Source organism: Halarchaeum rubridurum (assembly GCF_014647115.1).
Taxonomy (GTDB): domain Archaea; phylum Halobacteriota; class Halobacteria; order Halobacteriales; family Halobacteriaceae; genus Halarchaeum; species Halarchaeum rubridurum.
The window spans coordinates 25,884-51,491 of the sequence record NZ_BMOO01000006.1; the positions used below are offsets into that span (position 1 = coordinate 25,884).

General features: G+C 57.5%; 12 protein-coding genes and 2 pseudogenes. 6 read left to right on the forward strand and 8 right to left on the reverse strand.

Annotated features, from left to right (window positions below; translation table 11 throughout):
* Positions 1–198: 198 nt before the first annotated feature.
* The 8 genes and pseudogenes from IEX84_RS12615 to IEX84_RS12650 form a co-directional block, all read right to left on the reverse strand.
* Positions 199–1,524: a Cdc6/Cdc18 family protein gene (locus tag IEX84_RS12615; protein ID WP_188872941.1), complete on the reverse strand. Its 1,326-nt coding sequence runs from the start codon at positions 1,522–1,524 to the stop codon at positions 199–201.
* A 2,253-nt stretch (positions 1,525–3,777) separates the two neighbouring features.
* A complete protein-coding gene (locus tag IEX84_RS12620) occupies positions 3,778–4,692 on the reverse strand; it encodes a hypothetical protein (protein WP_188872942.1) in 915 nt (304 codons plus the stop codon).
* Between the two features lie 144 nt (positions 4,693–4,836).
* Positions 4,837–5,439: pseudogene (locus tag IEX84_RS12625) on the reverse strand (transposase); the annotation flags it as partial.
* Between the two features lie 269 nt (positions 5,440–5,708).
* Positions 5,709–6,380: pseudogene (locus IEX84_RS12630) on the reverse strand (IS4 family transposase); the annotation flags it as partial.
* A gap of 101 nt (positions 6,381–6,481) precedes the next feature.
* Positions 6,482–6,856, reverse strand: a complete 375-nt coding sequence (locus IEX84_RS12635) for a hypothetical protein (protein ID WP_229732373.1) — start codon at positions 6,854–6,856, stop codon at positions 6,482–6,484.
* A 59-nt stretch (positions 6,857–6,915) separates the two neighbouring features.
* Positions 6,916–7,548 carry a DUF6735 family protein gene (locus IEX84_RS12640; RefSeq protein WP_209590421.1) on the reverse strand — a complete coding sequence of 211 codons (633 nt, stop codon included), beginning with the start codon at positions 7,546–7,548 and terminating at the stop codon, positions 6,916–6,918.
* A gap of 102 nt (positions 7,549–7,650) precedes the next feature.
* Entirely contained in the window at positions 7,651–7,911 is a 261-nt protein-coding gene (locus IEX84_RS12645; RefSeq protein ID WP_188872944.1) for a hypothetical protein, read from the reverse strand.
* Positions 7,912–8,226: 315 nt separating this feature from the next.
* On the reverse strand, positions 8,227–10,485 hold the full coding sequence (locus tag IEX84_RS12650) for a DNA cytosine methyltransferase (protein WP_188872945.1): 2,259 nt from the start codon (positions 10,483–10,485) through the stop codon (positions 8,227–8,229).
* 179 nt (positions 10,486–10,664) lie between these two features.
* Here IEX84_RS12650 and IEX84_RS12655 point away from each other — a divergent pair, with 179 nt between their 5' ends.
* The 6 genes from IEX84_RS12655 to IEX84_RS12680 all read left to right on the forward strand — a co-directional run bounded on the left by IEX84_RS12655 (position 10,665) and on the right by IEX84_RS12680 (position 25,567).
* Positions 10,665–11,456, forward strand: a complete 792-nt coding sequence (locus IEX84_RS12655) for an HhH-GPD family protein (protein ID WP_188872946.1) — start codon at positions 10,665–10,667, stop codon at positions 11,454–11,456.
* 370 nt (positions 11,457–11,826) lie between these two features.
* Positions 11,827–14,544, forward strand: a complete 2,718-nt coding sequence (locus IEX84_RS12660) for a hypothetical protein (protein WP_188872947.1) — start codon at positions 11,827–11,829, stop codon at positions 14,542–14,544.
* 5 nt (positions 14,545–14,549) lie between these two features.
* Entirely contained in the window at positions 14,550–18,365 is a 3,816-nt protein-coding gene (locus tag IEX84_RS12665; protein ID WP_188872948.1) for a helicase-related protein, read from the forward strand.
* 6 nt (positions 18,366–18,371) lie between these two features.
* A complete protein-coding gene (locus IEX84_RS12670; RefSeq protein WP_209590418.1) occupies positions 18,372–20,333 on the forward strand; it encodes a hypothetical protein in 1,962 nt (653 codons plus the stop codon).
* Between the two features lie 27 nt (positions 20,334–20,360).
* A complete protein-coding gene (locus IEX84_RS12675) occupies positions 20,361–21,293 on the forward strand; it encodes a phospholipase D-like domain-containing protein (protein ID WP_229732374.1) in 933 nt (310 codons plus the stop codon).
* A gap of 158 nt (positions 21,294–21,451) precedes the next feature.
* The gene (locus IEX84_RS12680) at positions 21,452–25,567 is read left to right on the forward strand and encodes an Eco57I restriction-modification methylase domain-containing protein (protein ID WP_188872949.1); all 4,116 of its coding nucleotides are present in this window, start codon (positions 21,452–21,454) and stop codon (positions 25,565–25,567) included.
* Positions 25,568–25,608: the final 41 nt, after the last annotated feature.

A 25,608-nucleotide genomic window follows, 5' to 3' on the forward strand; every position in this document is an offset into this window, starting at 1 on the left:
GACGACTGCAATCACAGAGAGTGACTCTGGGGTCTCGTCCCCGGTGATAATCGTATCACCGTCCCCGCCGCCATGTTATGAAACGGTGGGGATGGTTCCCAGAAGAGCAGGGGGAATCGCTAGGCATGGCTGAAATTGCTGAAACGGTGGGGGTGTTGGCCGAGTGAATAGGGTGTTGAAAGTTGCCCGGCGACAAGACTACGTATTCGGTTGATCAGCACCGATATGCTCGAAATCAATATCTGCGAATCGAGCCGTGTTCTTGAGAACTTCGACAGCGATCTCGGTGTCGACCTGAAGTTGATATTCCCATGCTGGCCCACCAATTGAGCCTGCAGTCACCTTTTCGCCATCGGCGATCCCTTGCATATCGAGTTCTCTGAGATGGTCTTTGAACCGCCGCTGGCCGAGTTTGTCGGCGTCAATTCGGGAGGCAATACGTTTGTACACGCCGTAGATTGGTTTGGCGCGGACAGGCGCATCGCCGGAGAGTTCTAGTGCAGTAAGGGCGGCAAGGGCAAGATGTGCTTGTGTCGTCATATCTCGCATTGCCTCAACGACGGCTTCGCGCTCGACGAGTTCTTGGGCTTCGCGTGCGTGGTCCGCGCTGACATGATTATCGCCGTCTTTATCCGCCAGTTCACCAGCCTTGCGAAGGTATTTGATCGCCTGGCGAGCGTCTCCTGTGTCCTGTGCTGAAAGTGCGGCGATGAGTGGTATCACATCGTCAGTCAGGACGCTACTCCGGAACAGATATTCCTGGCCGGATTGGTCGATCTCCACCACAGTTCCGTCCGGCTCTCTATCGGCGTTGAGCTCGTTGACAGGGATGAGTTCCGTATCGCGGAACGCCTTTGCTGCGCGCCGGCGGAGAATCTGTTGGAGTTGTGTCGCATCATATGGTGAGAAGAGCACAGAATCGTCGTAGAGTGAGCTTTTCACTTTCGGGCTGAGATTATCGCGCCACTGTAGATCGTTACTGATGCCGATAATGCTGGGAAAGACGTGGTCCTCAACGTAGTCTTGAGCCCGAGCTCGAGGGAGGCTATAGAGTATCCGATCATCGTCACCGAGTGTATCGATTTCGTCAAGCACGATGATGATCGTGCCACCGATGTCGTTCATCGCTTCGAACATCATATCCATCACGACATCGGTCGCGTAACCTGTGGGACGGCTATCGCCTGTGAGTGATTGGTAGATTCGGGAGGCGGCTTTATATGACGTTGAGAGATCGTGAGACTCACAGGAGACATACGCAGTCGTGAGATCGAGGTGATCTGATTCTTGTTCGGCGTGTGCTTGGAGTTCTGCGAGCTTCGCTTTCGCAGCAGCCGTTTTTCCCTGTCCGGCTTTCCCGTGGAGAAACACGTTGTTGGCTCCGACTCCTCGGGCTGCAGGAGCTAATGACATATGGAGATCTTCCATCTCATCGGATCGCTCAGGAAGCTCATCAGGGCGATATTCTTCCCGGAGAACTTCCTCTCGTTGGAAGATCGGCGAAGTATTCGAGAACCCAGTCATATATGGAACCCACTGAGCGAGAATTCATAAAACCCCAGTTTCAGGAACGACAGAAATGTCCTCAATGGTGGGTGTATCCAAGAGCGTGAGGTACACCACACCCCCACCACCATTTCAGCAATTCCTGCGTGGGATAGAGGGAGAGTTCTTTGAATGCAGGCAAACTTAGCGAACTGTCAAAATACGCACGGTGAGCCGTGGAACGTTCGAGTTAGCCGAGATAGGAATGAGGGGCTCTATTATATATTATAACGTTTTCGTCTAGTAATAGTAAGTATAGCAGTAACAGGCTGTTACCACGGATATAAACACTCCAATCACCCCTATTTGTTTTATTTATATACTACTACTCTTTTTGAGTCTCTTCCGATATTTTGCTCCTCCTCCTAATTCGCGAGAATTGCTGAAATGGTGGTGGGGGTCTCGTAATTCCATAGCCACCTTATCCATAGTGGGTCGTAGTTGCCCCTGCAGCTATAGTAGTGGTTAGAAACTTATAATGATAGCCGTAAAGCCGAGTGTATTCGCTGATCCTTGAAGATCTAGCGTGAGGGGGAAGTAGATATCCCCGGTGATCACTATAACTGGACCGCTGAAACAGTGCGGTTCCCTGTATCACTGTTTGAGGTCGCTCCCCCCTCGGCTTGAGGCGAAATTCGTGAAATAGTGGTGTCCCCTTATCTTTCAAATTCGTCTCTTGCTCTTCTCTCGACTCGAATCTCGAGGCCGTGGTAGTAGCCCTCGCTGGAAAGCGTATATCTCACCGTCTCTCGAAGATCTGGGGAAAGACGTGAGGAGATTCTTTTGGGCTCCCCATAGCTACCCCCCTCGCTAAATTGATGAAATGGTGGTGGGTGTTCTCCCTAGACCGACGCCTACTTCGTATAACAACCAGACCACGTCAGCCAACCAGCAAACCGCTAGTGGTCTGCGGATACTGTTTGTCCCGCCTCCTCTTAGTCGCTTTCCACGTATTAGGATGTTTCTCACCGTTCTCCGGCTCTTACTCGTGCAATCTGGGGGGTCCGCTGTCGCCGCGAAAGACAACGAGTGCTCGCCGAGCAATCAACTAGCAGGCGGCAACACAAAACACGACTGCGATGACACCATCACCGAAGCATACGTTGCGGCAATTCGTGACCACGTCAATCGCGGCCAGCTCCGGAATCGGATTCATGACTAGCCGACTCATGCCTGCCTGGTGCTTGCAGGTGTCGCTCACGCAATCGAATCAACCCCAGCCTAACACTCGAAACGACCTCTGTCTCCCCCATCTCGGAATATAGCGATATACACGCTCTTTGACCGCTAAGAACGCCGTCTATGGAATACAGAGGGGTCGTTTCGAGTGCTTCAGGGGACGGTCTCTCTAGTTCTGTGGCGACAGTCGCTCGGTCGCTAACTCGTGCAATCTGGGGTCCCCTACTTATCCATAGCGCGCCGTCGATCCCTGTCTCAGAGATCGCCCCGCGAAGCGTACGTTGAGACACGTCGACTGAGACTCGCGGATTTTTGCACTGGAAATTCTACTCCCCACTGGAAACACCACCCGGGGGTAGTGGCACTGGAACCACCACTCTTGCTCCCAGCTTAACCAACACTCCGCGCATTACTGCTCGTACTGTTGGTTAACGCGATGGCGCGCTCTCACAGATTCGTTGTATCCGCCAGATTGGGTGCTCCACTGACCGGCAGCAGTCCTCCCCAGTCGTCGACGTGACCTTCTCGCAGAGACTCACGAAATACGAGGGTGGCACCCCCCAGATTTCATGAGTCTCTCTTGCCCTTCGGACGGGCTTTGAGGGGCTACAGCCCCATCTCCGGTTGGTTGTGGTGTCGATAACTGTTTCCGACGAGTAGTTGCTCCAGTCTGCGAGTGGTGAAAGCTCCGGAAACGGTGGAGGGGATGGACCCGTGCTTCGGCACCCAACTCTGTGAACTCGTCCCATATTATGCGGACACGGTGGGGTGTGTATCCTTGACTTCTCATGAAATGTGGGGGGTCCCCCTACTGCAATCCCCGTGATATGACGTGAATCCCGCATTAGCACTCCCTTCGTGGAACATCCCCTCAAGAGTCCTGCGTACGGCGCCGTCGTTCGCGACGACCCTGCACATCGCGGCGCCCGTTGACGACTTTCAGCACGTCGAACCTCCATGAACCCTCGCCGTTGATTGATTCACCCTTGTATCAGCATCTGCCCAGCGAGCAGCTTGGCTCAGCCCCACTCTGAAACGGGGGGTAGATAGCGATCAGTGCTTGGGGAGCGGTGCGGGCTCGAAGTCGAAGTCCGTCCGATTAGCGGGTGCGTCCTCAGGAATCTCCTTGTGGTTGAGGAGGGCGTCTGGGTATGCATCGTAGGCGAGTCCAATGAGGAGGGCTTCGACCTCCGCAAGGTAGGCTGGATAGCCGTATGGTCCGGGATACTCGGCTGGATCCCACGCGCGCACCCAGAGGTAGAGTTCGTCTGTGAGCTGGTGGGTGCCGTCTTCGACGAGTTCGCTCGCCCAGCTCAGCTTCTTCGATGCCTCCCCGAACACTGTCTCCGAGAGCTCACCAACGTGCCAGTAACTTCCGTCTCCCCAGCGGGCGAAACTCCGCGTCCCGTCGCGATTCTGCGCGATCTCCTCGAAGTTCGCGCTCACCTCGTTCTTCTTCCCGTACGCTTCCGCCTTCCCGATATATCGCGGCACGATATCACCCGGATCGGGGTCGTCTTCGTCGGCGAGCTGGTAGAGTACATAGAGGAGGCCGTTCGGGCCGTCGGTCACTCCATCCTCGTCGACGCATTTCCGCCCCTCGCTGCGGATTCGGTCGTCGATTTCGGCCGTCCGCTCGAACACCGTCGAGGATCCGATCTCGGTCAACGACACCGTCAAGTCCGCGTCCGTCTCGAACAGTGGGATCGGATCCGCCAGCGATTCGTCCTGCAGCTCCGCGTGAATCGTCTCCCTGACCCAGGCCTCCCAGAGGTCAGCCTTCGTCTCCCCATCGCGGTCACGCGTCGGCGGTTCCCCGGCCAGCATCGCTTCCTCGCTATGATCGTCCGTGTCGAACGCAACCCATTCCGGCCCAAGCGCGCCCATGCGTTGTGCGACGCGATTCGGGACGAAATCCCGATTCGCCAAGACACGATCGAACCCCGGATACGAGTGCGCGAGCCCCACCAGTTTCCCCTCGAGCTCGTGGCGATACGTCGGATAGCCATACGGGCCCGTTTCGATGTCGTCGACGTCGACGACCCACGCGCAGAGTGGCGCCGTCGACTGCTCGTAGACGGTGGCGATATGGTCGTACTCATTCGTCTTTAGCTAAGACTCACACCTCGGTTGTGTAGCGGTAGCGAGCGTCTCCTGTAAGACCGGTCGTTGCTGGTGAATCTTCTGAGCATCCTCGATCAGCCGCTCCAGCAACGGCGGTGGTGAGTAACCGAGATACTCACCGAGTTCGTGGAGGATGAGCTGGGCGTGCGACCGGAAGGTCGCCGCCCAGCGTTCTGGCGGAAACACGATCTCGTCATCAGCCTGCTCGGTCACCAGATCCAACAGCTCACGACTCACCAGCAGCGACAGCAACGCCGCATACAGCAGAATTCTCACGATATCCGGGTCGCTTGTGTCGAACTCGTCCAACTCGTACTGCGTCTTCAGTTCACGAAACAGCGTTTCTACCTCCCACCGACACCGATACAGCGTTGCTAAATCCTCCGGGAAGAACTCCTCTCGCGATAGATTCGTGATATACAGATGGTAGTCGTCGGCGTCCTCGTCACGGACGCCGACGACGCGGAACCGCTTCGTGTCCAGCGACCGCGTTCCTTCGTACTGGCCTCGCTTGAACTCCGCTTCGACCTCAACGTCGATGTACTTCCGAGAGAGATCATCGACCACATCGTGGATCTGCTTGCCCTCTAACAGCGTGTCATAGAACTCTTCACATGGTATAGTCATATTCATTATCTTTTTAAAGAGTAACAACCGTAAAAGAGCGTGCACTAGGTGCACGACGCTTAGGATCATTCAAATATGAGTGTTTTATTCTCGTATAGTGACTCTTCTTGCTTCGTTGGCGTTATTCGACGTAGCGACCGTGATTTCTATGAAGCCGCAGACAGCAGGCTTGGAGTCGGTAACGCTGAATCCGTCGATAGCCATGAGAACAGTTCTATGACACCCTCCTCTAAGGGAATGGCGCGCCCGCGCCATTCCCGTAATTCCTCCGTTATCACCGGATTCGCGTTCTGCTTCAGCCGACTCACGAAGTAGCCGTCGTTCTCGTCGATTAACGCGAACCGGCGGTACTTGAAGTACGCTAGATCGAACAGAACGAGCCGTCCTTGGAGCCACGAGCCCGTTTTGAACAGCGTGCTGTCGTGCGCTTTTTCGTCGGTCACGTCGAGTCGTTCAATCGTCTGCTCGGTGGCGTTGTGGAGCAGGTGGAGCTTCGCTCCAGCCTGCTCCTCGTGACGGGCTTGGAACTCATCAGAGAGGAATTCGTGCAACCGCAACACCGTTCCATCAGCGATCATCACGTCTCTGAATCGGTCGATATCAGCGTCAACAGCGTTGGGAACAGCGACCTCGTCGAGACCACGCTCGACGAGGTCGCGGAGATACTCTGCCAACGTCGGCGTCAACCGCTGATGGAATCCACCGGGAGAGATCGTTTCATCAGCTGTGGAGTTGTAGCAGCGTCTGAACCCGGCGAGTGTTCGGCTCTCGCCTGCGGCGAAGCCGAACACGAGCGCCCACACGAGGACGGGAATCTGAAGCTTGCCCTCTCGCTCGACCACGCCGAGTTCCTCGGCGTGCTCTTCGAGGAACTCGGAGGGAAAGAGAGTAGTGAGCCGACGCATAATTCCCGATGAGGAGGCTCTGTTGGACACAGCTACGCCTCCTCATTCCTCCCGAAAAGTAGCCTCGATAAGTCGCTGCTATCACGCGGTTTCTGGCTTAGCTAAAGACGGATGTGGTCGTACTTCCCGTAGCTCCCCCAGGAGCCATCATCCTCCCAGTCACCGATCGGCACCGCATCACGGAGCCGCCGGAAATGCTCAAGCAGCCGACTCGCAACGCTTCCCGTTTCGCCGATATAGACCGGGCGAATCGACTGTGGGCCATCAACCGGCTCTTCGAGCAGATAGAGCAGGTAGAGATAGTCCCCAGATCCCCGGCCGAGGCGATATGCATCGTATGCCTCAGTCATCTCGAGTTCCGGCCCGGAGGCGTCGATCATCCGGACGGGATCCGGCGTCTCCACGTCGCGAATATCCGAGAGCACCGTCGCCTCAACCCACGCCTCCCAGACATCCGCCTTCGTTCGCTCCATCACTATGCTTCAAGTATCGGCCTCAGACATACAAAAACACTCGGCACAACCGGCAATCGAAACTACTGCAGCACGACGTGGACATCAGCGTCGGCACTCCACTCACGGAACATCCGTTCGAGATACGCGAGCGCTTCCTCGTCACTCGCGAAGACGCCCCGATCGAGGAAGTCCCCGACGATGGCTTTCAGTGTGTCGAACTCCCCACGCACGTACTCGTCGTTAGTGGGGTCGCCGTCGCGCCAGGTGACCGTGCGCAGTGCGCCATGGCCGACGGTTGGCGCACGGCGCGCCGTCGTCGCGACGTCCTCCAACCCGAACCAGAACACCCGATACGCCCTCACCCGCAACTGCCAGTCGTCACAGCGCACGACGTAGAACGCCTCGTGAGCGAGGTAGTCGACGTACTCTTGGCGGATCTTCCGAAGGCTGAGGCCAACAGCACACGGCTCAACCCCGACTCGTGTCGGTATCTGACTCTCCTCGCACCCCGATGTCGGAATCTCGCCATCTGCGGCGGTTCGTAAGCACTCATAGATGTGTTTCGTCCACTCGTTCCCGCTCGTGTACGCCCCGAATGGCGTCTCCAGCGTGAGCAGCTGCTTCAACTGGAGGTTTTTCGCCCCGCGATGCGAGTAGTGGAGGTTGTACTGTCCGTCTGATCGTTCGTAGGCAACGAGAGCGCGATGACCCATACTGACTCCGCGCGACGCCTTTCAGGACGCCCCGCACCCTTACAGGGGCGACAAAACTACAGACGATCGACAGAGTGGGGACTACTCTGCGTTTCGTTCCCGTTATTCCGATCTCTCTGCAGGGACGAGATCGCGATGGCGAAACGAGACGCCGAGTACTTCGCCGGTCTGAGCATCTTTCAGCGTGTATGTATAGGTATCCAGCTCTCGGCCTGTTTCAGCACTCAGATCGTCCTCCATGACATCTACAACGATACAGACCAGCCCGTGGAATCGGCTATCGAGATCATCCTCAGCGAGATAAATCTCAACCCGGTCACCAACTGAGTACGATTCCGTCGCTGGATTCGGGATGTCTTCCATCATGCTCTTTCTTGCCCGCGGTCATATATGGGTTGGTGGCACTGTCTAGATCTGCAATAGGCGTCTCTCTGATTGGAACCTGTCTCTAACGATTGATCTAGTACCTATAATTTTCAGATACTTGTAGGTACGATGCGTTGATTCATTTTTCCGTGTCCTCACCCAGCTCCGTCGTGTGCGCCGCGATGCGCGTAGTAGAGATTGTACTGCTATCTGGTTGTTCGGAGACAACGGCAGCGCGATGACTTATCGTGAGTTCACGCGACGGCTCTGCGGACGTCCCTTCAATCCAGAACTATACTCTGGGGTAGTTGGTTAGTCGTCTGAGATAGCCTCCGCTATCTGCTGTCCACTTTCTGTATGGTTAGCGGTCTCTTTAGGTTCCAATACGATATTTGATACCGCTTCTCCTAATCGTCTCCCGGCAATTGGGGGGACAGCATTGCCGATCTGCCGAAACCAGCTAGTGAACGGGCCAAGGAAGATGTAATCGTCAGGGAAGGATTGTAGTCGAGCGGCTTCCCTTGGAGTAATCCCTCGATTCCGACGCTTATCTGCCCGATCTGGGTCATGGCGTGCATGTTCGTAGTAGTCTGGCAGGACATACGCATTTGCGTCTTTCGCCAAATGCGCGACAATCGTTGGGGACGGCTCATCCCACTCCAGCATCCGGTATTTATCCTTGAATCGCGGTTTCTCTGCCGTCCCAACATCATATTCGATGTACTCGGCATACTCGCCATCTCCACCATACTTCACATCCCAGCCTGTGTCACCGGGGCTTAACGCTTCATCGAACAGTATCTGATCCTTGGACATTGGATGGTCGCGGGCCTGATGATTGAACTGTAACCGTGTTCCCGTTTCTAGGTCATTCGTGATTACGTACTTGCTCCGGTTCCCTTGAGTTGTCTCGGCCAGTACGCGCCCACCTTCTCCACGCCGGAGCCGCGACAACCCCGATAGGCCCTGTTGAATCGACGGTGCATCCTTGTTTATCGCAAGTCCATCTAGAATATCAGTGACCTCGTTGCTGTTCTCAGCAAGATCTTTTCGCACTCCGACCAGCAAAACGCGGTCGCGTTGCTGGGGAACGCCGAGTTCACTCATGTCTTGAACCCGGAAGTCAACATAGTAGCCGGTTCCTGTCTCATCTAGTGCAGCGAGGTCCTCACGCACCCAATCGATCACACGGACACCGGTATTCCCGACTTCGTTCACCATTCCCTCCACGTTCTCCATCACGATTGCCTTTGGTCGTACCTCACTCACCACATTCACGTATCGGGTGTAGAGCGTGGTCCGATCATCGTTGAGGATGCTGTAGTCATCATCGCTAGCGCGCCGTGAACGATAGCCGGCTTGCGAGAGAGATTGACAGGGTGGACCTCCGACGAGGATATCCGGCTGGCTAACTGCCTCTCGGATTCGATCCGCGACTGAAACCTCCCTAACATCTCCACAGACAACGTTCTCATGAGGAATCTCGGGATGGTTCAGACGATAGGTCGCGACCGCATCTGGCTCAATATCAATCGCCCACTGGATATCGTATCCAGCCTGTCTAAGTCCACAGGAGAGGCCACCCGCCCCTGCAAACAGATCGACGACCGTCGGACCATCGCAGCCAGCCTGTTGCTCGCGAAGACGATGGGTAAGGAGAAACTTCCGTATCTCACAGGTTTCTCCACAGGCATCTGTTCCTGCCGTGACAGCGTGCGTTGCCAGTGCCCGATACAACGGCGCGATCAGCCGATCTGTCAGCTCTTCCTCCAAACCACTGTGGCGTACTGGCGGATTCTCGACAGCGGCCGGGTCTAGGAGGCCCAACGCACCTAGAAGTTCATCGATCTGGGGGTCTGCAGGCCAGACTGGCTTGTCGAATGCAGTTTGGACAAGCCACCATGCATCGGCCTCTGTGACCCCCGGAAGTGTGGCAAGGAAGTCGGCATACGTTTCGTACTGGACATTCGAAAAGCCACAGAGAGTAACGCCATCCGTGTAGTCCGTCCCAACGACGGCATCAAGGAGCGATTCGAGGCGAGTAACTCGATTTTCGCTGATGCCTTTCCGCACACAGACGTCATCTAGTGCGGCCGCTAACCCATTGTGGTCCAATGCGCTGATCTCCGCCCACGTACCGTACGTTTCGCGCAGCCGAGCGATTGTCTGGCGTGACTCGCGCTGGAAAAACCGTGCAGCCGGTCCACTAGTTTCACTGCCGAGGGCCACGGCGGCGACTGCATCAAGCGGGTCGTCACTGTCGAGAAGTGGGTCGGCACACGGGCAGGGTGCTTCATCGTCGTTGGTGTGCTCACGGTTAATGAGCGTATACCGGCAGGTATCACCAGTTGCTCTTCGTCCCCGGGCTAGTCGCTCCGGGGTTGCGTCCGGGCACCCGACAGGCAGCATGTGGCCGCGGCGGGACCGGTGGCGTATATGAGCGGCTGTTAGAGTATCGATGAGGAGCTCGGCGCTATCGAGGAGGAGCTGGCGGTGGGCATCACGCTCCGCGGTTGACGCAGTCCGGATCAGCGCCAATGGAGAATCGCGAGACGTGACCGAATCGGACATACAACATTGTACATCGGCACCAGGGATAAACCCCTGGATGATCTGTGAGCGTGACCGGAACCGTACCGCGATAACACCTGTAAACGGGTGTTCTGACGTGTGATCACAGGTAGGCCCTGTAACATTGTGCTCTTCACTGCCGATTCGCTCAAGGGGGATGGTCGTCAAAGTGAAGAGCAATGCCGCTGGCACGGCTGCCGTTCGGGCGGACACAGGTGGGGACTGCTGAACTCCGGAGCCAGGTCGATATCTCCGCGGCTCGAGATGCGCTGAGGGAAGCTGGGGTTCCTAACGCTGCTGCGCGGATTGATGCAGTTCTCGATACAGTCCCGGATCTGCTAGCGTGGTTGGCAACACATGGGCGTACGTATCCATGGAGATATACGACTGATCCATGGCGTGTGTATGCGACCGAAATCCTCCTGCAGCGTACCCGGGGTGACGCAGTCTTGGACGTCTATTCCCCATTTTTTGCGGCGTTCCCCACACCTGCGGCGCTGCTCGAAGCGGATGACGGCGTGATTCGTGACTTGGTACGATCGTTGGGATTCGTAAACCAGCGGCTACGCACGCTTCGGGAGGCTGCTGAACTCTGCGTGGTCGAGTATGATGGTGCTGTCCCGGCGGACTTGGAGGCATTGCAGCGGCCGTGGCGGGTCGGGCCGTACACGGCGCGGGCGTGCCTCCTGTTCGCATTCCACCAGCCCTTAGCACTCGTTGACGCGAACACGGCCCGGATCACGGGGCGTGTATTCGACTATCCACTGCCGTCGCAACCCCACAAAAGCACGGCTGTCTATCAGATTCTCGATACGCTTGTTCCAGACGACCCGGGCCTAGCTCGGGCGTTCAATTTCGCGCTTATCGACCTCGGAGCGTCGCGGTGTACAGACTCGACACCAGACTGTGACCAGTGCCCCCTCCAGTCAGGTTGTTTCTCTGGTAGTCGTGGCGGAACGGATGATGACTGATATAACGGCTGACACGGCAGCTGTCCTCTGATGCGGGTTGTCAGTCTGGTCGCTGAACAGTCGATTGCGAGAGAGGTACTTGATATTGCCGTATGAATCGTGTGGTGCAAGCTGGTACGCACGCGTGTGCGAGCGCGGGTGGGAGCGCGAGCGCAACGCGCGGCCACACGCGCGAATCATCACCAACACTCAACCAGATCGCGCCCGAACTTGAGAGGGCGCGATCTGCCCCAAAGCTTATGCGGTCCGCTCCGGTGCGTAATGGCATGGTTCCGCTGACCATCAGCACGAACCGCTGTGGCGGCGCTGCTAGCCTGCAGTGCCGTTCCACAGCGCGTTCCGACAGTACGACCGTGTCGTGTGGTAGTGAATGAGCGAGCGCGTGTGCCACGCGGGCACCGAGCTGAAAACGTTCGCCGACCGCTTCCTCACGGCGAACGACCCCAGCGAGGTCCACCGTGTCCTCGCTGACCTCGACGACGCGCACCGCGTTACGTGGGTGCCGCTGGGAAACGACGAGAACAACTATTCCGACGTCTACACGCAGGCCAGCTCCCCAATGGCAGCGTTCACCGAACTCCCGCTGAACGCGGAGGACGCCCTCATGTTCCGGTTCTACGACGCGGCCGACGGCGTCGAACCGGATGCCTATTCATCGATGAAAGACGCCGTTGCCGCCGACTGGGTCAACCTCGACGACGCCGAACTCGAGATCATCGCCGACGGAACGAAACCCACTGACGGTAACCTGCTCAACCTGACCGTCCGCGACAACGGGAAAGGCAAAACCCGTGAGAACTTCAGTGACTTCGTCGATCTTCACGCTCCCGGGCTGAAAAAACAGGAGTACGGGTTCCTGCAGGGCCAGTATGGTATGGGAAGCACCGCAGTCATGCAGTTCTGTGGAGACATCGAGGATGAGTACAACGAGAACGCGTTCAAATTTATTGCGAGCGCATCTCCCGACGCACCCGGCGAGTGGTCGTGGACACTCGTCCACGATAAACCCCGGAAAGGCCGCGTCGAATACCTCACCATCGACGGCGCGTTCCCCTCTTTCGATGGCACGTTCGGCGGGGCACTCACCGAGAAATTCCGTGCAAACTACCCCGACAAGTACGACTTCGCTGCGAACACCACCACCCCCGATCCCCAGACGCACGGATCGTTCATCAAGGTCTACGACTACCAGACAAACGCCGCGCGCTCGCTCATCAGCGGTGACGAGGGCTTCCGGCGGAAGTTTCAGCGCTCCGTCGTTGACTCCCCATACCCGATCCGGCTCACCGACATGCGGTACAACACGAAGCTCCCGCAGAGTACTACTCAGGGGTTCCTGCCGGATCTCCGCCACGGCTACGATCACCTCCTCAAGGGAGAAGACCACCTCACCGTCGACACGGGCTCGGAAACGCTGGGTGAACGTGACATCACCGTATTGCTGTTCCACAGCGACGACGCCCTCGAGGATATCGACACCACCAGTCGGGGCAAGTCAAAGTTCGTCGCCGGTACCACCGGGCACAAGGACTCGGCCGGCCGAACAGGGATTCAGCGTGACCACGCCGTGATGTTCACCATCAACGGCCAGACGCACGCCAGTAAGGGTGAATACTTCCTGAAGTCTCTTGGCTACTCAAAGGTCGCCTCAGACACGGTCGTGATTATAGAGTTCGACGACCTCGCGAACCTCGGCATGGTCAACCTATTTGGTGCATCTCGCGACACGCTCAAGGACTCCCCGCAGGCGAACAAGCTCATCACTGCGCTCAAGGATGCACTTGACCGAAGCGACCTTCTCAGTGCCGAGGAGGACCGACGTCGGGCTAGCCGGGGGAATGCCGAGCGCGCGACCGACACCGAGACGTTCGCTGACTTCATCGAACGGAACCCCGAAATCGGGAACTACATGGCAACCGGGGAACGGGTTGATGCACCTCAAATTCGTCCGAGCGACCGCGGAGACGATACGCCTGCTGTGCCCGGTGCGTCCTCTCTCCGTGACCATACCGACCCCGGACACGACGACGGGGACGACACCGATGAATCCAGCGGGCCTCCGGCACCGAAACTCCCAACGTATCTCACGCCCATTAGCGGCTACCATCCCGGGACTGGCGACCACGATCTCTGGGATCCCGCTGACGGCGTGATGGCTGTGGACATGCCAGCGAACAGCCGGACAACGGTCCGGTTCGCCACGGACGCGCAGAGCGATTACCTTACGCGGGATATTCTGCGTGGATCGCTCACCGTTTCTCCGTCCGCGCAACTGCACGCGGTCGAACTCCAAGACGGCCTGCTCACTCTCACGCTCACCCCGGGTACTGGCGCCAGCCCCGGTGACGATTTCGCGCTCACCGTCGAATTGACGCGTCCTGATCCTCGTGAATGCACGGCACTCAGTGATCCAGCTGACGCCTATCCCGGCGAGGATGCGGGAGCAGTGACGGACGGTGGATCCATGGTTGACACGAGCCCGCTAACTGCGATGTGCCGTATCGACTACACCGAGCCGGAGCCATCGACGTCCGAGACGCCATCGACTGACAGCGAGGCGGACGACTCCGAGGGGAGTGGCGAATCTGGGAGTGGTGACCGTAACGGCGAAAGTGGGGATGACGGCCAGACGGATGACTGGGGATTCGAGATGCCCGACATCGCACGGGTCTACGAGGAGAATTGGCGGACTGACGACGACGAGAATCCGATTGTCCCTGACGAGTTCGACCGTGAGGCTGCGGCTCACTTCGACGAGCACACACTCATCCAGCTGGAGCCAAGTCGTGATGGCTCCATCAGCGGCCTCTCACTCACCATCAACATGGACGCGGCGCCGCTCCAGTCCTTTATCGTGAACCGCAACGTCAGGGACAATTGGAAGCCGTCCGTTGAGCGTCAGTACGAACTCGCGATGGTGTTCTACACCATCACCATGTACCGTGACTACGTCGCGGAGTACGGTACGAGCCTCGAGGGCACGGATCTTATCACAGCTGACGTTGTAGCCCGCAGTATCAACGCTCTCGCTCCCACGATTATGCCGACCATCATCCCGGACGACCAGCTCGACCGAATTACGGAATAATCACAATGCCAGCAGGAAATACTACCGGGGCTGAACCCCCGTCTGACGACGAACGAATCGCCCGGCACCTCCGCGAGACGGTGCTGAAACAGGCTCGTGGCGATATCGACGAGCGAGTCCAGCGAGACTTCCCCAGTGAGCGGTTCTTCGCAGGCGCACTGGCGCCCGAAAGCGAGGACCAGCTTGACGATCCTGACGACGATCTCCAATCGAAGATGGAGCCGACTGGCCTCGGTGCCACCGTCCGCGTACGAGGTGGCACCGAAGGCGACGAGTTGATTCTCTCGGTCAACGCGAGCGTCTGGGTCCGTGTTAACCCCACGTATAGGGAGATGGTGAACCGCGACTCGTTTGTCGCGCTGGGAGACCGCGACGAGGATGACGAGGGGGACAGCCTGCTCCCTGTCTTCGAGCGGATTGAGCTTGATATACCTCAGATCAAGATTCCAGCGTCTGTGCTCCAGACGTCGAGACAGACCACTCCAGAAGTCGTTCAAGAGCGCGCCCGCGAAGCGTTCGAGACGGCCTTCACACACGCCCGCGAGTACGCCCGTGAGAACTACGACCTCTATGTCGAGACGGAGGACGACGACACTGTCCCGACGGCTGCACTGGCGGACGAGGAGAGCTTCCGTGGCTACCTTGCTGAACGGGCTGCCGAGGGAGACACGGTTCTTCCTGATTGGCATGCTGCTCTGACCGTTGAGGTAACGCCTGATGAGGAGAATGGTGGCGAGGGTGTCATCGTGGATCTCGAGATCGCCAACGAGGCGATTCAGTCGCGTGATGATGCTATCTACACTATCCGGGATCCCACTCTGTTTGAGGTCGGGCTCGAACTGGAGACGACAGGTGATCTTGAGTTCGTTCCGTTCACTTTCGACCCGCTTCCCGAGGACTTCCGTTACAACCGCGATCTCTGGGGGCATGGGCGGAATTGTACCGTTACCGCACCCGACCGCAACGACCAGCAGGTGGACGAGGCGGGTATCCCGCCTGGACGTCGTGCCCCTGATGCAGCCCCGACGGCGACGCGGCTAGAGACACAGTTCATTCCGGAGTATCGCCAGCTCGTCTACGAATCAGCTGATCGCAACGTCGACGCGACGTTCGAGGTGCTTGCAGACCTAGAAAACGGCGGCTTCGACACTCTCGACCAAGTAGCGTCCAAGATGCGCCAGTATCTCCGCGAGGAGTACGACGCCGCGCTCGAACAGTATCGCGAGCGCGATGACTGGAACGACGACCCTGAGACGGGCGATCTCGCTGACTTCAACGATGACCGTGCTGCGTTCGAGCGCGAGATCAAACGCTTCGAACGCGGGGTTGAGTGTCTCCGCCAGCATCTCGAAACGGTCGGGCGTGCGTTCGAACTGATGAACGAGGCGATGGATCGGATGCACGAGTTCCCCGGCTGGCGTCTCTTCCAGCTGGTGTTCATCGTCATGGAGGTGCCCGACGTTGCGAGTCGTGAGTACGAGGAGTGGGCGGACGTTGACTGGCGCGATGGGACGACCGAAGACCGTGCGGAGGATGCCGATTCAGCCCTCGGTGTCGTTGACGTACTCTGGTTCCCGACGGGTGGTGGGAAGACCGAAGCGTTCCTCGGGGTCGCTGTCTGGAGTATGTTCTTCGACCGACTTCGGGGGAAGGACTTCGGCGTGACCGCCTGGACGAAGTTCCCGCTCCGCCTGCTCTCCCTCCAGCAGTTCCAGCGGATGACGGAGACGGTGATGTACGCCGACCTCGTTCGCCGAGAACAATCAGATATTGGCTCCCATCCCTCCCGTCCGTTCTCGATGGGCTATCTCGTCGGTAAAGCGAACACGCCGAACGCCCTCACTGGATACGACAATAATAACCATCAGCGGTATCAGGGAGCTTCTGGAGAGAGTCTCCGTCGTGAGGCGAAAGTCGTCCCCAGCTGTCCGGCCTGCGGCGCGGATGTCGAGGTTCGGATTACCGAGGACGACCACCGGTTGACGCACTGCTGTACAGGTAGCAGCTTCGACTGTCCTTGGCAGTCACGCTCGCTGGACTCCGGTGAAACATATGCGGAGGAGGAACTTCCGGTCCACGTTGTCGACAACGAACTCTACCGGTACGCACCAACGATTCTCGCGGGCACGATCGACAAGATCACCGCCATCGGATATCAGCGGAAGTTCGCCCATCTTATTACGGGTGAGATGACGCTAGAGTGCCCGATTCATGGGTTTGCGAGTCTCGATGAGTGTACTGAGAAGTATGGCTGTCCGATTGACCAAGACGACTTTGCGGACATGGCTCGGCCCGTCGAACCCTACGACCCTGCGCCGTCGTTGATGGTTCCTGACGAGCTCCACCTGCTTGAAGAGAGCATGGGGAGTTTTGACGGCCACTACGAGACGGGAGTGGCTAAACTTCAGGAGCTCGTTGATGCTGGGAAAACGAAAGTGATCGCACCGACAGCGACGATTACTGGATTCGAGGACCAGGTGCATAACCTGTTCATGCGACCAGCCGAGCGGTTCCCTTCTCCAGGCCCGTACCTGCGTGAGAACTTCTACGCCCAAGAGCGGGCAGAGACTCAGCGGTACTATATTGGGCTGGTCCCTCACGGGAAAACCCACATTAACTCCATCATCGATCTTCTGTTCTACTACCACCGCGAGGTCCAGAATCTCTTCCGGACGGCCCTGAATGAGCCAAGCCAAGTACTAACTGGCGCCGCACTGGAAGGGACGGACACGACAGCATCGCTTGAGGCTGACTCGATTGACGAGGTATTGGCGCTGCTCAGTTATTACAGCACCAGTATCACCTATCTCCTATCCAAGAAAGACGGTGACCGGCTAGACCAGTCCATCGTCTCCCAGCTCGACACATATCTTCAAGAAGACGGTCGGCCGCCACTCGCGTCCGAACGTATGACCGGTGGGACCGGGTTTGAGACCATCATGGAGGTTCTCGACATCGTGGAGAACCCATGGGACGAGGAGGCTGACAAACAAATCCTCAACCGCCTGATCGACCGGGACGTGCTTGAGGAGGACGTGACCGACCAAGTGCTCTCACTCCGGAGCACGCTCGAGGCGAGTCTCGACGAAGAGAACGAGGTCGTCGACAGCGATCAATTCGACGTCGAGCGCGCCCGTGCGAGCGAGGACACGCGTGAGGCACTCGCGTGGCTGCTAGCGAGTCGTCTGAACACCATCACGGCGACAAACATGATCGCGCACGGGGTTGACGTTGACCGGTTCAATATGATGACGTTCTTCGGCATGCCTCGCGGGACTGCTGAATACATCCAGGCGAGTTCCCGGGCAGGGCGGTCGCGCCCTGGCCTCGTGTTCAACGTCGCCCACCCCATCCGGGAGCGTGACCTGAGCCACTACCACTTCTTCGAGAAGTACCACGCCTTCCTCGATCGGCTGGTTGAACCGGTGCCGATCAACCGCTGGGCGAAAAACAGCGTCAAACAGACCCACCCAGGTCTGTTCATGGGGCTACTGCTCAACCACTACATGTACCGCGAAGGGGCGGGGAACCTCTACTTCGGCGACAACGCAGAGGCGTTCGCCGACTCCGTCGACGAGGGAGAGCTCCGGCAGCAGATGCTCGGGATGTTCGGTGACCCGGACGACCACGAGGAGTTCCGGGGCGACATCGAGGATCTCACGAGAGACGCGCTCTCGCAGCTTCGTCTCGACGACGACCAGTGGACGAGTAGCCGTATCAAGCGCTCACCGATGCGCAGCCTCCGGGACGTCGACGAACAGCTTCCGATCCGGTCTGAATACCGCTATCGCGAGATCTTCGAGACCATGGACAACCGGTAATCAACAATGAGCATGCAACGTAGCCGCCACCAGATCCTGTATCAGTTCCTTCCCGGGAACACGTTTGACTACAGCGACAAGCGCGGCATCTGGCAGGTGAACCGCCTCGAAACAACTGACGCAAGCGGCCAAGTCGACCGAGAGTATATCGTTGATCGTGTCTTCGCCCGGGCGAAGAACTGGGACGGCGGTGAACAGGGATTCACCTCAAGCAACTCGTCGCACTACGACTTCGCCGCCCCGGAGGAAGTGAAGGCCCGACCGTTCCCGACGACCTTCTACTGTACGAGCTGCCAGAAGGCCCACGGGTACTACTCCGCGGACGACCTCAGCGGGAAGAATCAGGCACTGAAGTGCCAACGCTCGGGCTGCAATGGCGACCTGAAGCAATACCAGTTCGTCAGCGTCCACAGCTGCGGCGAAATCAGACGGCTCTACCCACAGAAATGCCCCGAGCATGGCGACCAACACATCGTCCTCGATACACAGGACAGTCAGCGTGCCCAGAACTTCAAATGGCGCTGTAACATCTGTGGATGGAATACCCGCATAAGCTACTATCAGAACTGTGGCTGTGACTACGTCCCACCAGCCTATGCGGACGATCCGGACGAGGACAAGATGTACACCACCGTCCATCGTGCCGGTTCAACGTACTACCCACACTACCTGACGACGGTCAACCTGCATACCTCGGGAATCGGGCACCTTCGCGGGAGTGAGGACGGCTCACGGAAGGCACTCGCCAAGCATCTCGGACTCTCTGAGTCCCCGCTGCAGTCCGTCGACATGAACGAAGGGATCGAGGGCGCCGAAATCGACGACGACCGCAAGATCGAGGTCTACCAGACCGAACCCGAGGTCGAATCGCTCGACGAGGCCGAAGAATGGCTCCGTGAGCAGGGCGAAATCGATAGCCAGACCGTCGGTGAAGCCATCTCAGACCTGATTGACTTGGATGGAGGCGAGAATTCTGAGGAGATGACGAATGCGGGGGACGAACTTCTCCAGTATGTGCTCAGTCTCGAGGAGCTCACCGCCCACACGATAGAGGAACTCGAGCAGGACGCTCGCCGTGAGGAGTTCCCACAGAAGGCCGATAAGATTTCGACCTACTCGGATGATCTTGAGCGGCTCGGGTTCAGGAACGTTCGCGTCATCGAGGACTTCCCCGTCCAGACGTTCGTCTACGGCTACACGCGTGGTGGCCGTGAGGAGGATGAAGCGCGACTGAACGCGTTCTCCCAGAACGCGAGCAGCGGTGACGGGACTCCGATCTTTGTCGACACCTCAGAAACCGAGGCGACGCAGTTCGACCTTGAGCCGGCCGCCGTGTTGCTCTGGCTAGCCGTCAACATTCCGGGAACAAGCGATGAGGATGCGGTTCGAGGCAGCATTACGCTTCCCGAAATCCCTGAGAATCCCGGGGAAGCCGACATCGAGCAGGCACGCGGTGTGATCGAGGAGTTCTCCGAGGCGGAGCAGTGGGCGTTCCTGCTGAACCACCTCGACCCGGTCGACCAATACGGTAGATTCGACACCACGACCGAAGATACCGTTGAGGGCCAGGTGACGAAGTATGTGTTCGAGATGCTGCACACGCTCTCGCACATTCTGCTGAAGCAGGCGAGCACCATCAGCGGGTTCGACCGGACGAATCTGAGTGAGTTTCTCTTCCCGCGTGCGCTGTCACTGGTGATCTACACCAACAACCGCGAGGAGTTCAATATCGGTGGGATGACAACCATGGTCGAACAGCAGCTGGACGACCTTCTCGGCCAGGCAAAAGCCCACGGGAACGAATGCATGATGGACCCGGTCTGCTCCCAGCGGGATGGCGCGTGTCTATCCTGTCTCCATGTGAGCGAGATCAGCTGTTCGTACTTCAACCAGGTGCTCTGTCGGGACTACCTGTTCGGCAGCCGGCCGAACACTGACCGGTCAATCGAGGGCTTCTGGCGATTATAACAGGACAACACACCTCTTCTCTCTCACATGATGGATGAACACTGGTCAACCACTGACCGACTGCTCGCGATCGCGGATATCGTCGACAGAGAAGAAGCCCTTCTTGACGAGCTGGAGGGGATCTTCCTCGTCGCCGCTGGCCGATCACAGCGGCTGACACCTGCTACAGTGGCTCGAGATACACAGCTCAGCCGTACCTCTGCAGCTGACCTGTTCCGGCAGCTGATCGAGTGCGAGGCCGTGCAGCGGGTGGGCTACGATGCCGAACTCGTGGAGGCACGCTTTACCGTTAATGCTAGCCGAACACGAGACATATTCGACCAGACCCGGAACGCAATCTCGATTGTGGAAGCCCACACGGATCGCGTGCCCCATACGACTGTGACGCCGCTGGTCACGTTTCCCGATGATCCCGCATTCGGCGACACGACTGCGGCCTCCTTCGGTATGGACGGGCTGCTCTCAACACTCGCAAGCCAAGTCAAGCGGTGTGAGACGGAGATCATCCTGCTCTCCCCGTTCTTCGAGGGTGAAGGCCTCGGTCGGCTCGCGGATGTCCTGCTCGACGCGCTCGAACGGGGAGTCGACCTGACAATCGTGACGCGATACCTCGCGGATGCCGATTCACACAACTATGGCGTTATCAAGTCATTCGCTGACCAGGCCGCCGAGCGGGGGGTTTCCTCGCAACTGTCCCTCGTCGACTATACCGTCTGGGACGACAGTGTACCACCCGAAAAGCGAACGCAGAATGGAGAGAATCCCCGTTTCACACTCCACGCGAAGGTGATGCTATTCGACTCTGATGCGGCGTATGTCGGGAGCGCGAACGTCACCGACTACGGCTTCGACCGGTATCTCGAGCTGGGTGTTCTACTTGAGGGCGCGCAAGTCACGCCATATCGCGAACTCTGCAGGTTCTTGCTCGACTCGGAAGGAGCGGTGTCTATCTCCCTTTGAGGCTGCACCCCTCCAGAACCGGTTTCGTGCAGAGTTATCGTCCCAGAATCGCCGGACTCGCGTACAGTCGGCATGGTGGGAAATATTAATCACGTGGAAGGACCCCAGTATAGTATAACTATCGCGCCCCCACTTACCGCGCTCCCCACTCGCCATCAATGACAGAGTCAACCATCTATCGGACGAATCGCGACCTGTTCTCGAATCATTACCTCGATGATCACCTCCGGGACACCGAACCCTGGAATGAGGTTACTGATGCCGAGGTTGAAGCGGCCTTCGAGGAGATTAACGAACTCCTCACCGAGAAACGCGACCGTGTCGAGGACTACAACGAGGCTCAGCTTGAGCGGAACGTTATTCGGCCGATCTTCGACATCCTCGGTGTCTCCTTCGAGATCGAGGAAACGGTTATGCGGAATTCGCGCCGCCCAGATTATGGCTTCTTCCCCAGTGCGGAGGCCGCTGATGCGGCATTCGACCGTGAGGACTTCTACGAGGAGGCCACTGCCGTCGCAGACGCGAAACGATGGGGGCGCAAACTCGATACGCGGGGTGAGGAGAAGCGTGACTTCGAGAACCCGAGCTATCAGATCCACCGCTATCTCCAAGAGACACCGCCCCAGTGGGCGGTCCTCACGAACGGTGAGAAGTGGCGGCTCTACTATGGGCCGACCAGCCATCGTCTGGACTCATTCTATGAGATCGACCTCCCGAAGCTTCTCGACGCCGTCGACGATGATGGGGACCTCGAGGCGTTCAAAGAGTTCTATCTCTTCTTCCGCCACGAAGCGTTCCTCCCTGACCAGTCGGGTGATTGCTTCCTCGACGACGTCTATGATGAGTCCAGTCTGTTCGCTGAGGATCTTGGTGAAGAACTCCAAGAGAATATCTATGAGGCGATTCGCGTTCTCGCTGAAGGCTTCCTCGACACCAACGACGGTTTGGACGAGGCGGATCTCGAGCTGGTTCACGACAGCTCGCTCATCTATCTCTATCGTCTGATCTTCGTCCTCTATGCGGAGAGTGAGGGGCGGAACCTCCTGCCCACGGACAACGAGATCTACAGTGGGAGCTACAGCCTGAACGACCTCAAACGGACCGTCGTTGAGAACCGGAGCAAGACCCAGCAGCAGTACCAGGCATGGCAGACGAACCTCTGGGATCGACTTGAGGAGCTGTTCGTCCTCATCGACCAGGGGAGCCAGGGGCAGGGGATTCCGAAGGAGGACCTCTACATCCCCGCATACAACGGGGGGTTGTTCCGCACGAACCCGGACGCGGACGACAGCGTCGAGTCACAGTTCCTCGCATCCCACGAGGTCGGTGACGCTTACATCGCGGAAGTCATCGAACTGCTCACTCGCCATGAGGCCTCCGAGGGTGACGGCAAGGTGTTCGTCGACTACTCCTCACTCGACGAGCGGAACCTCGGGTCGATCTACGAGGGGCTGCTCGAGTACAAGCTCGACGTCGCTGCCGAGCCGCTGACTGTCGACGATGGGGAGTACGTCACCGCCGAGGATGGTGACGCCATCACCGTCGAGGAAGGAGAGGTCTACCTCCGTACGGACGACGGCGAGCGCAAGGCCACGGGGTCGTACTACACCCCCGAATATGTCGTCGAGTACATCGTCGATGAGACGCTCGGCCCGCTCGTCGACGAGATCCGCGAAGACATGCTGGCTGAGAGCGCTCGCGGGGACGAGCGCGGCTTCGCCAAAGAGTTCGCCGACCGCGTCTTCGACCTGACGGTACTTGATCCCGCGATGGGCAGCGGGCACTTCCCCGTCAACGCGGTGGACTATCTCGCCCGAGAGATCATCAACGCCCAGGAACAGCAGGACCGGCAGGCTCTCGACTCCGAAGACGCCGAGATCCGCTCTCCTACCACGGAAGAGGGTGAACTCCGGGACATTAACTGGGCTCGCCGCAAGGTAGCGCAGCGCTGTATCTACGGCGTTGACGTGAACCCGCTCGCCACGGAACTGGCGAAGGTCTCACTGTGGCTGCGCACCCTCGCTGCGGAGCAGCCGCTCGCGTTCCTCGACCACCACCTCAAGACGGGGAACTCCCTCGTCGGTAGCGATATCGAGGAGGTGCTCTCGGACGAGGACGACGGCGCCACGGAGGACGGCCAGCTCACCCTCCAGCAGTCCTTTGACCACACGCGCAAGCGTGCGATGAAGCACGTCACCGACCGCTTCCAGGACCTGCTCACTATCGACAACGAGACGCTGGAGGACGCAAAGAAGATGGAGGCGGTCTACGACGACGTGCGCGAGGACCCCCTCTACCGGAAGCTGCTCGCGATGGCGAACGTCCACACCGCCGACGCGTTCGGCCTCGACGTCCCCGACGACGCCGACGAGCGGATGGCCCGTGCTCTCCACTCCGAAGCCTGGGAGAAAATCGAGCAGCAGGACTGGTTCAAGAGCGCGCAGGCGATGGCCGAGGAGGAGCGGTTCTTCCACTGGGAGCTGGAGTTCCCGACCGCGTTCTACGACCAAGACGGGAGCCGGAAAGCGGATGCCGGGTTCGATGCAGTGATCGGGAATCCGCCATATAGTAAGCACTTGGACAGTCAGAGAAAGGACTATTTCAACAAAGTATTCACATATCAAAATTACCAACTTGACCAGTATCTATTATTCATAGAGAAAATCATAGGAGTGAAAAAACCGGCGCATAGTAGGGCTGGAATCATTACGCCGAATACATGGCTAACCAACCTAACCTTTGATAGAATAAGGGATCTTATATTTGGAGAGCAAGATATTGAGTCATTTATCACCTATTCAGAACCTGTTTTTCCTGAAGTAACTGTGGAACCGACCACTATTATTTTCTCAAGTTCTTCTTCTGGGTCCCAGAATATTCGCATACGGAAAGCATCTGACGGAAATATAGTCCAAGAAACGACTATTGGCCAAGAAGTGTTATGGGATGGATCGGGGTCAGTGAATATCTCTACTAATTTAGAAACAATATCTATAAAAAACAAGCTGTCTTCCCACACCAGACTGTCCGATATCTGTGAGATAAATCTGGGTACAAAACCGTTCCAAGAAGGAAAGGGGAACCCTCCTCAAACGAAAAAAATAGTTGAAAATAAACCTTTTGTATCGGAGGAGAAAGAGACGGAGGATTTCCGTCCTCTCTTGAGGGGGAGCTTGATTGATCGGTATATTATCAAATGGGATGGGGAATATTGGATCGAATTCGGAGATTGGTTAGCTGAACCCCGCTATTCGGCAGATTACGACGCAGATAAAAAGATAGTCACACGCCAAACTGGTGATTCACTAATATCGACTGTTGACGAGGAACAATTTATTGTGCGGAATAATATGTATACTATTCTCCCAAGAAAGGAGTCATATAATATTCACTTGATAAATGCGCTATACAATTCAAAGTTTTTGAATTGGTATTACCAGAATATTATAAATCCTGAGAAAGGAGAAACACTAGCGGAAGTGAGAAAGGGATATTTAGTGCAATTACCTCTTCCTGAAGAGGATAATCAATATGTCGATGAACAGGAAACTGGCGAATCTCAGTTATCGACGGACTTGACTACGCTAATTGAGAAACAGAATATAGATTCATATGACAAATCATGCCTCTGCTCTATAATCATAAGCTCATCAAAGAAACTCACTGATTTCAAAAACAAAAAGTTCAATCTCAACACCAATCTCCTCGACTACCTCGGCAACTACGCCGACGGTCCCGACCTCCCCGATATCGGCCTGTTCCAGCCTACCGGCTCAAATATCCTTGACGCCACGACCGAAGAGTACGAGAAACTCCAGATTCAGCGCGCTCGCACGAAGCGCGACGGTTCGACCGTCACCATCGAGGCGACGGCGCGCTACAAGCCCGAGGACGAAGACGAGTTCGAGACCGACACCTATGGCTACACCGAGACGGAGTTCCACGAGGCGTTCACGCTCACGAACCTGAGCGACGAGGAGGCCGCACTGGTCGAGGCGTTCGTCCCCGTCGCCGTCGATGAGGAGGTCGGCGGCTTCCGGGACAACGCCACCAAGACCAACTCACTCATCGACCGCCTGAAGGGGATGACCCTGCCCGATCCCGACGACGTCGCCGACGACCTCCAACGCTACATCGAGACGAAGGAACGCGCCGACGAACTCGACGAGAAGATCGAGAAGACTGACCAGCTTATCGACGAAATCGTCTATGACCTCTACGACCTGACTGATGAGGAGATCGAGATCGTGGAAGAAGCGGTCGCCGACAACTGAACACAGCGAGGCTCCTCACCCGACGCGTTTCGCGTGACCGA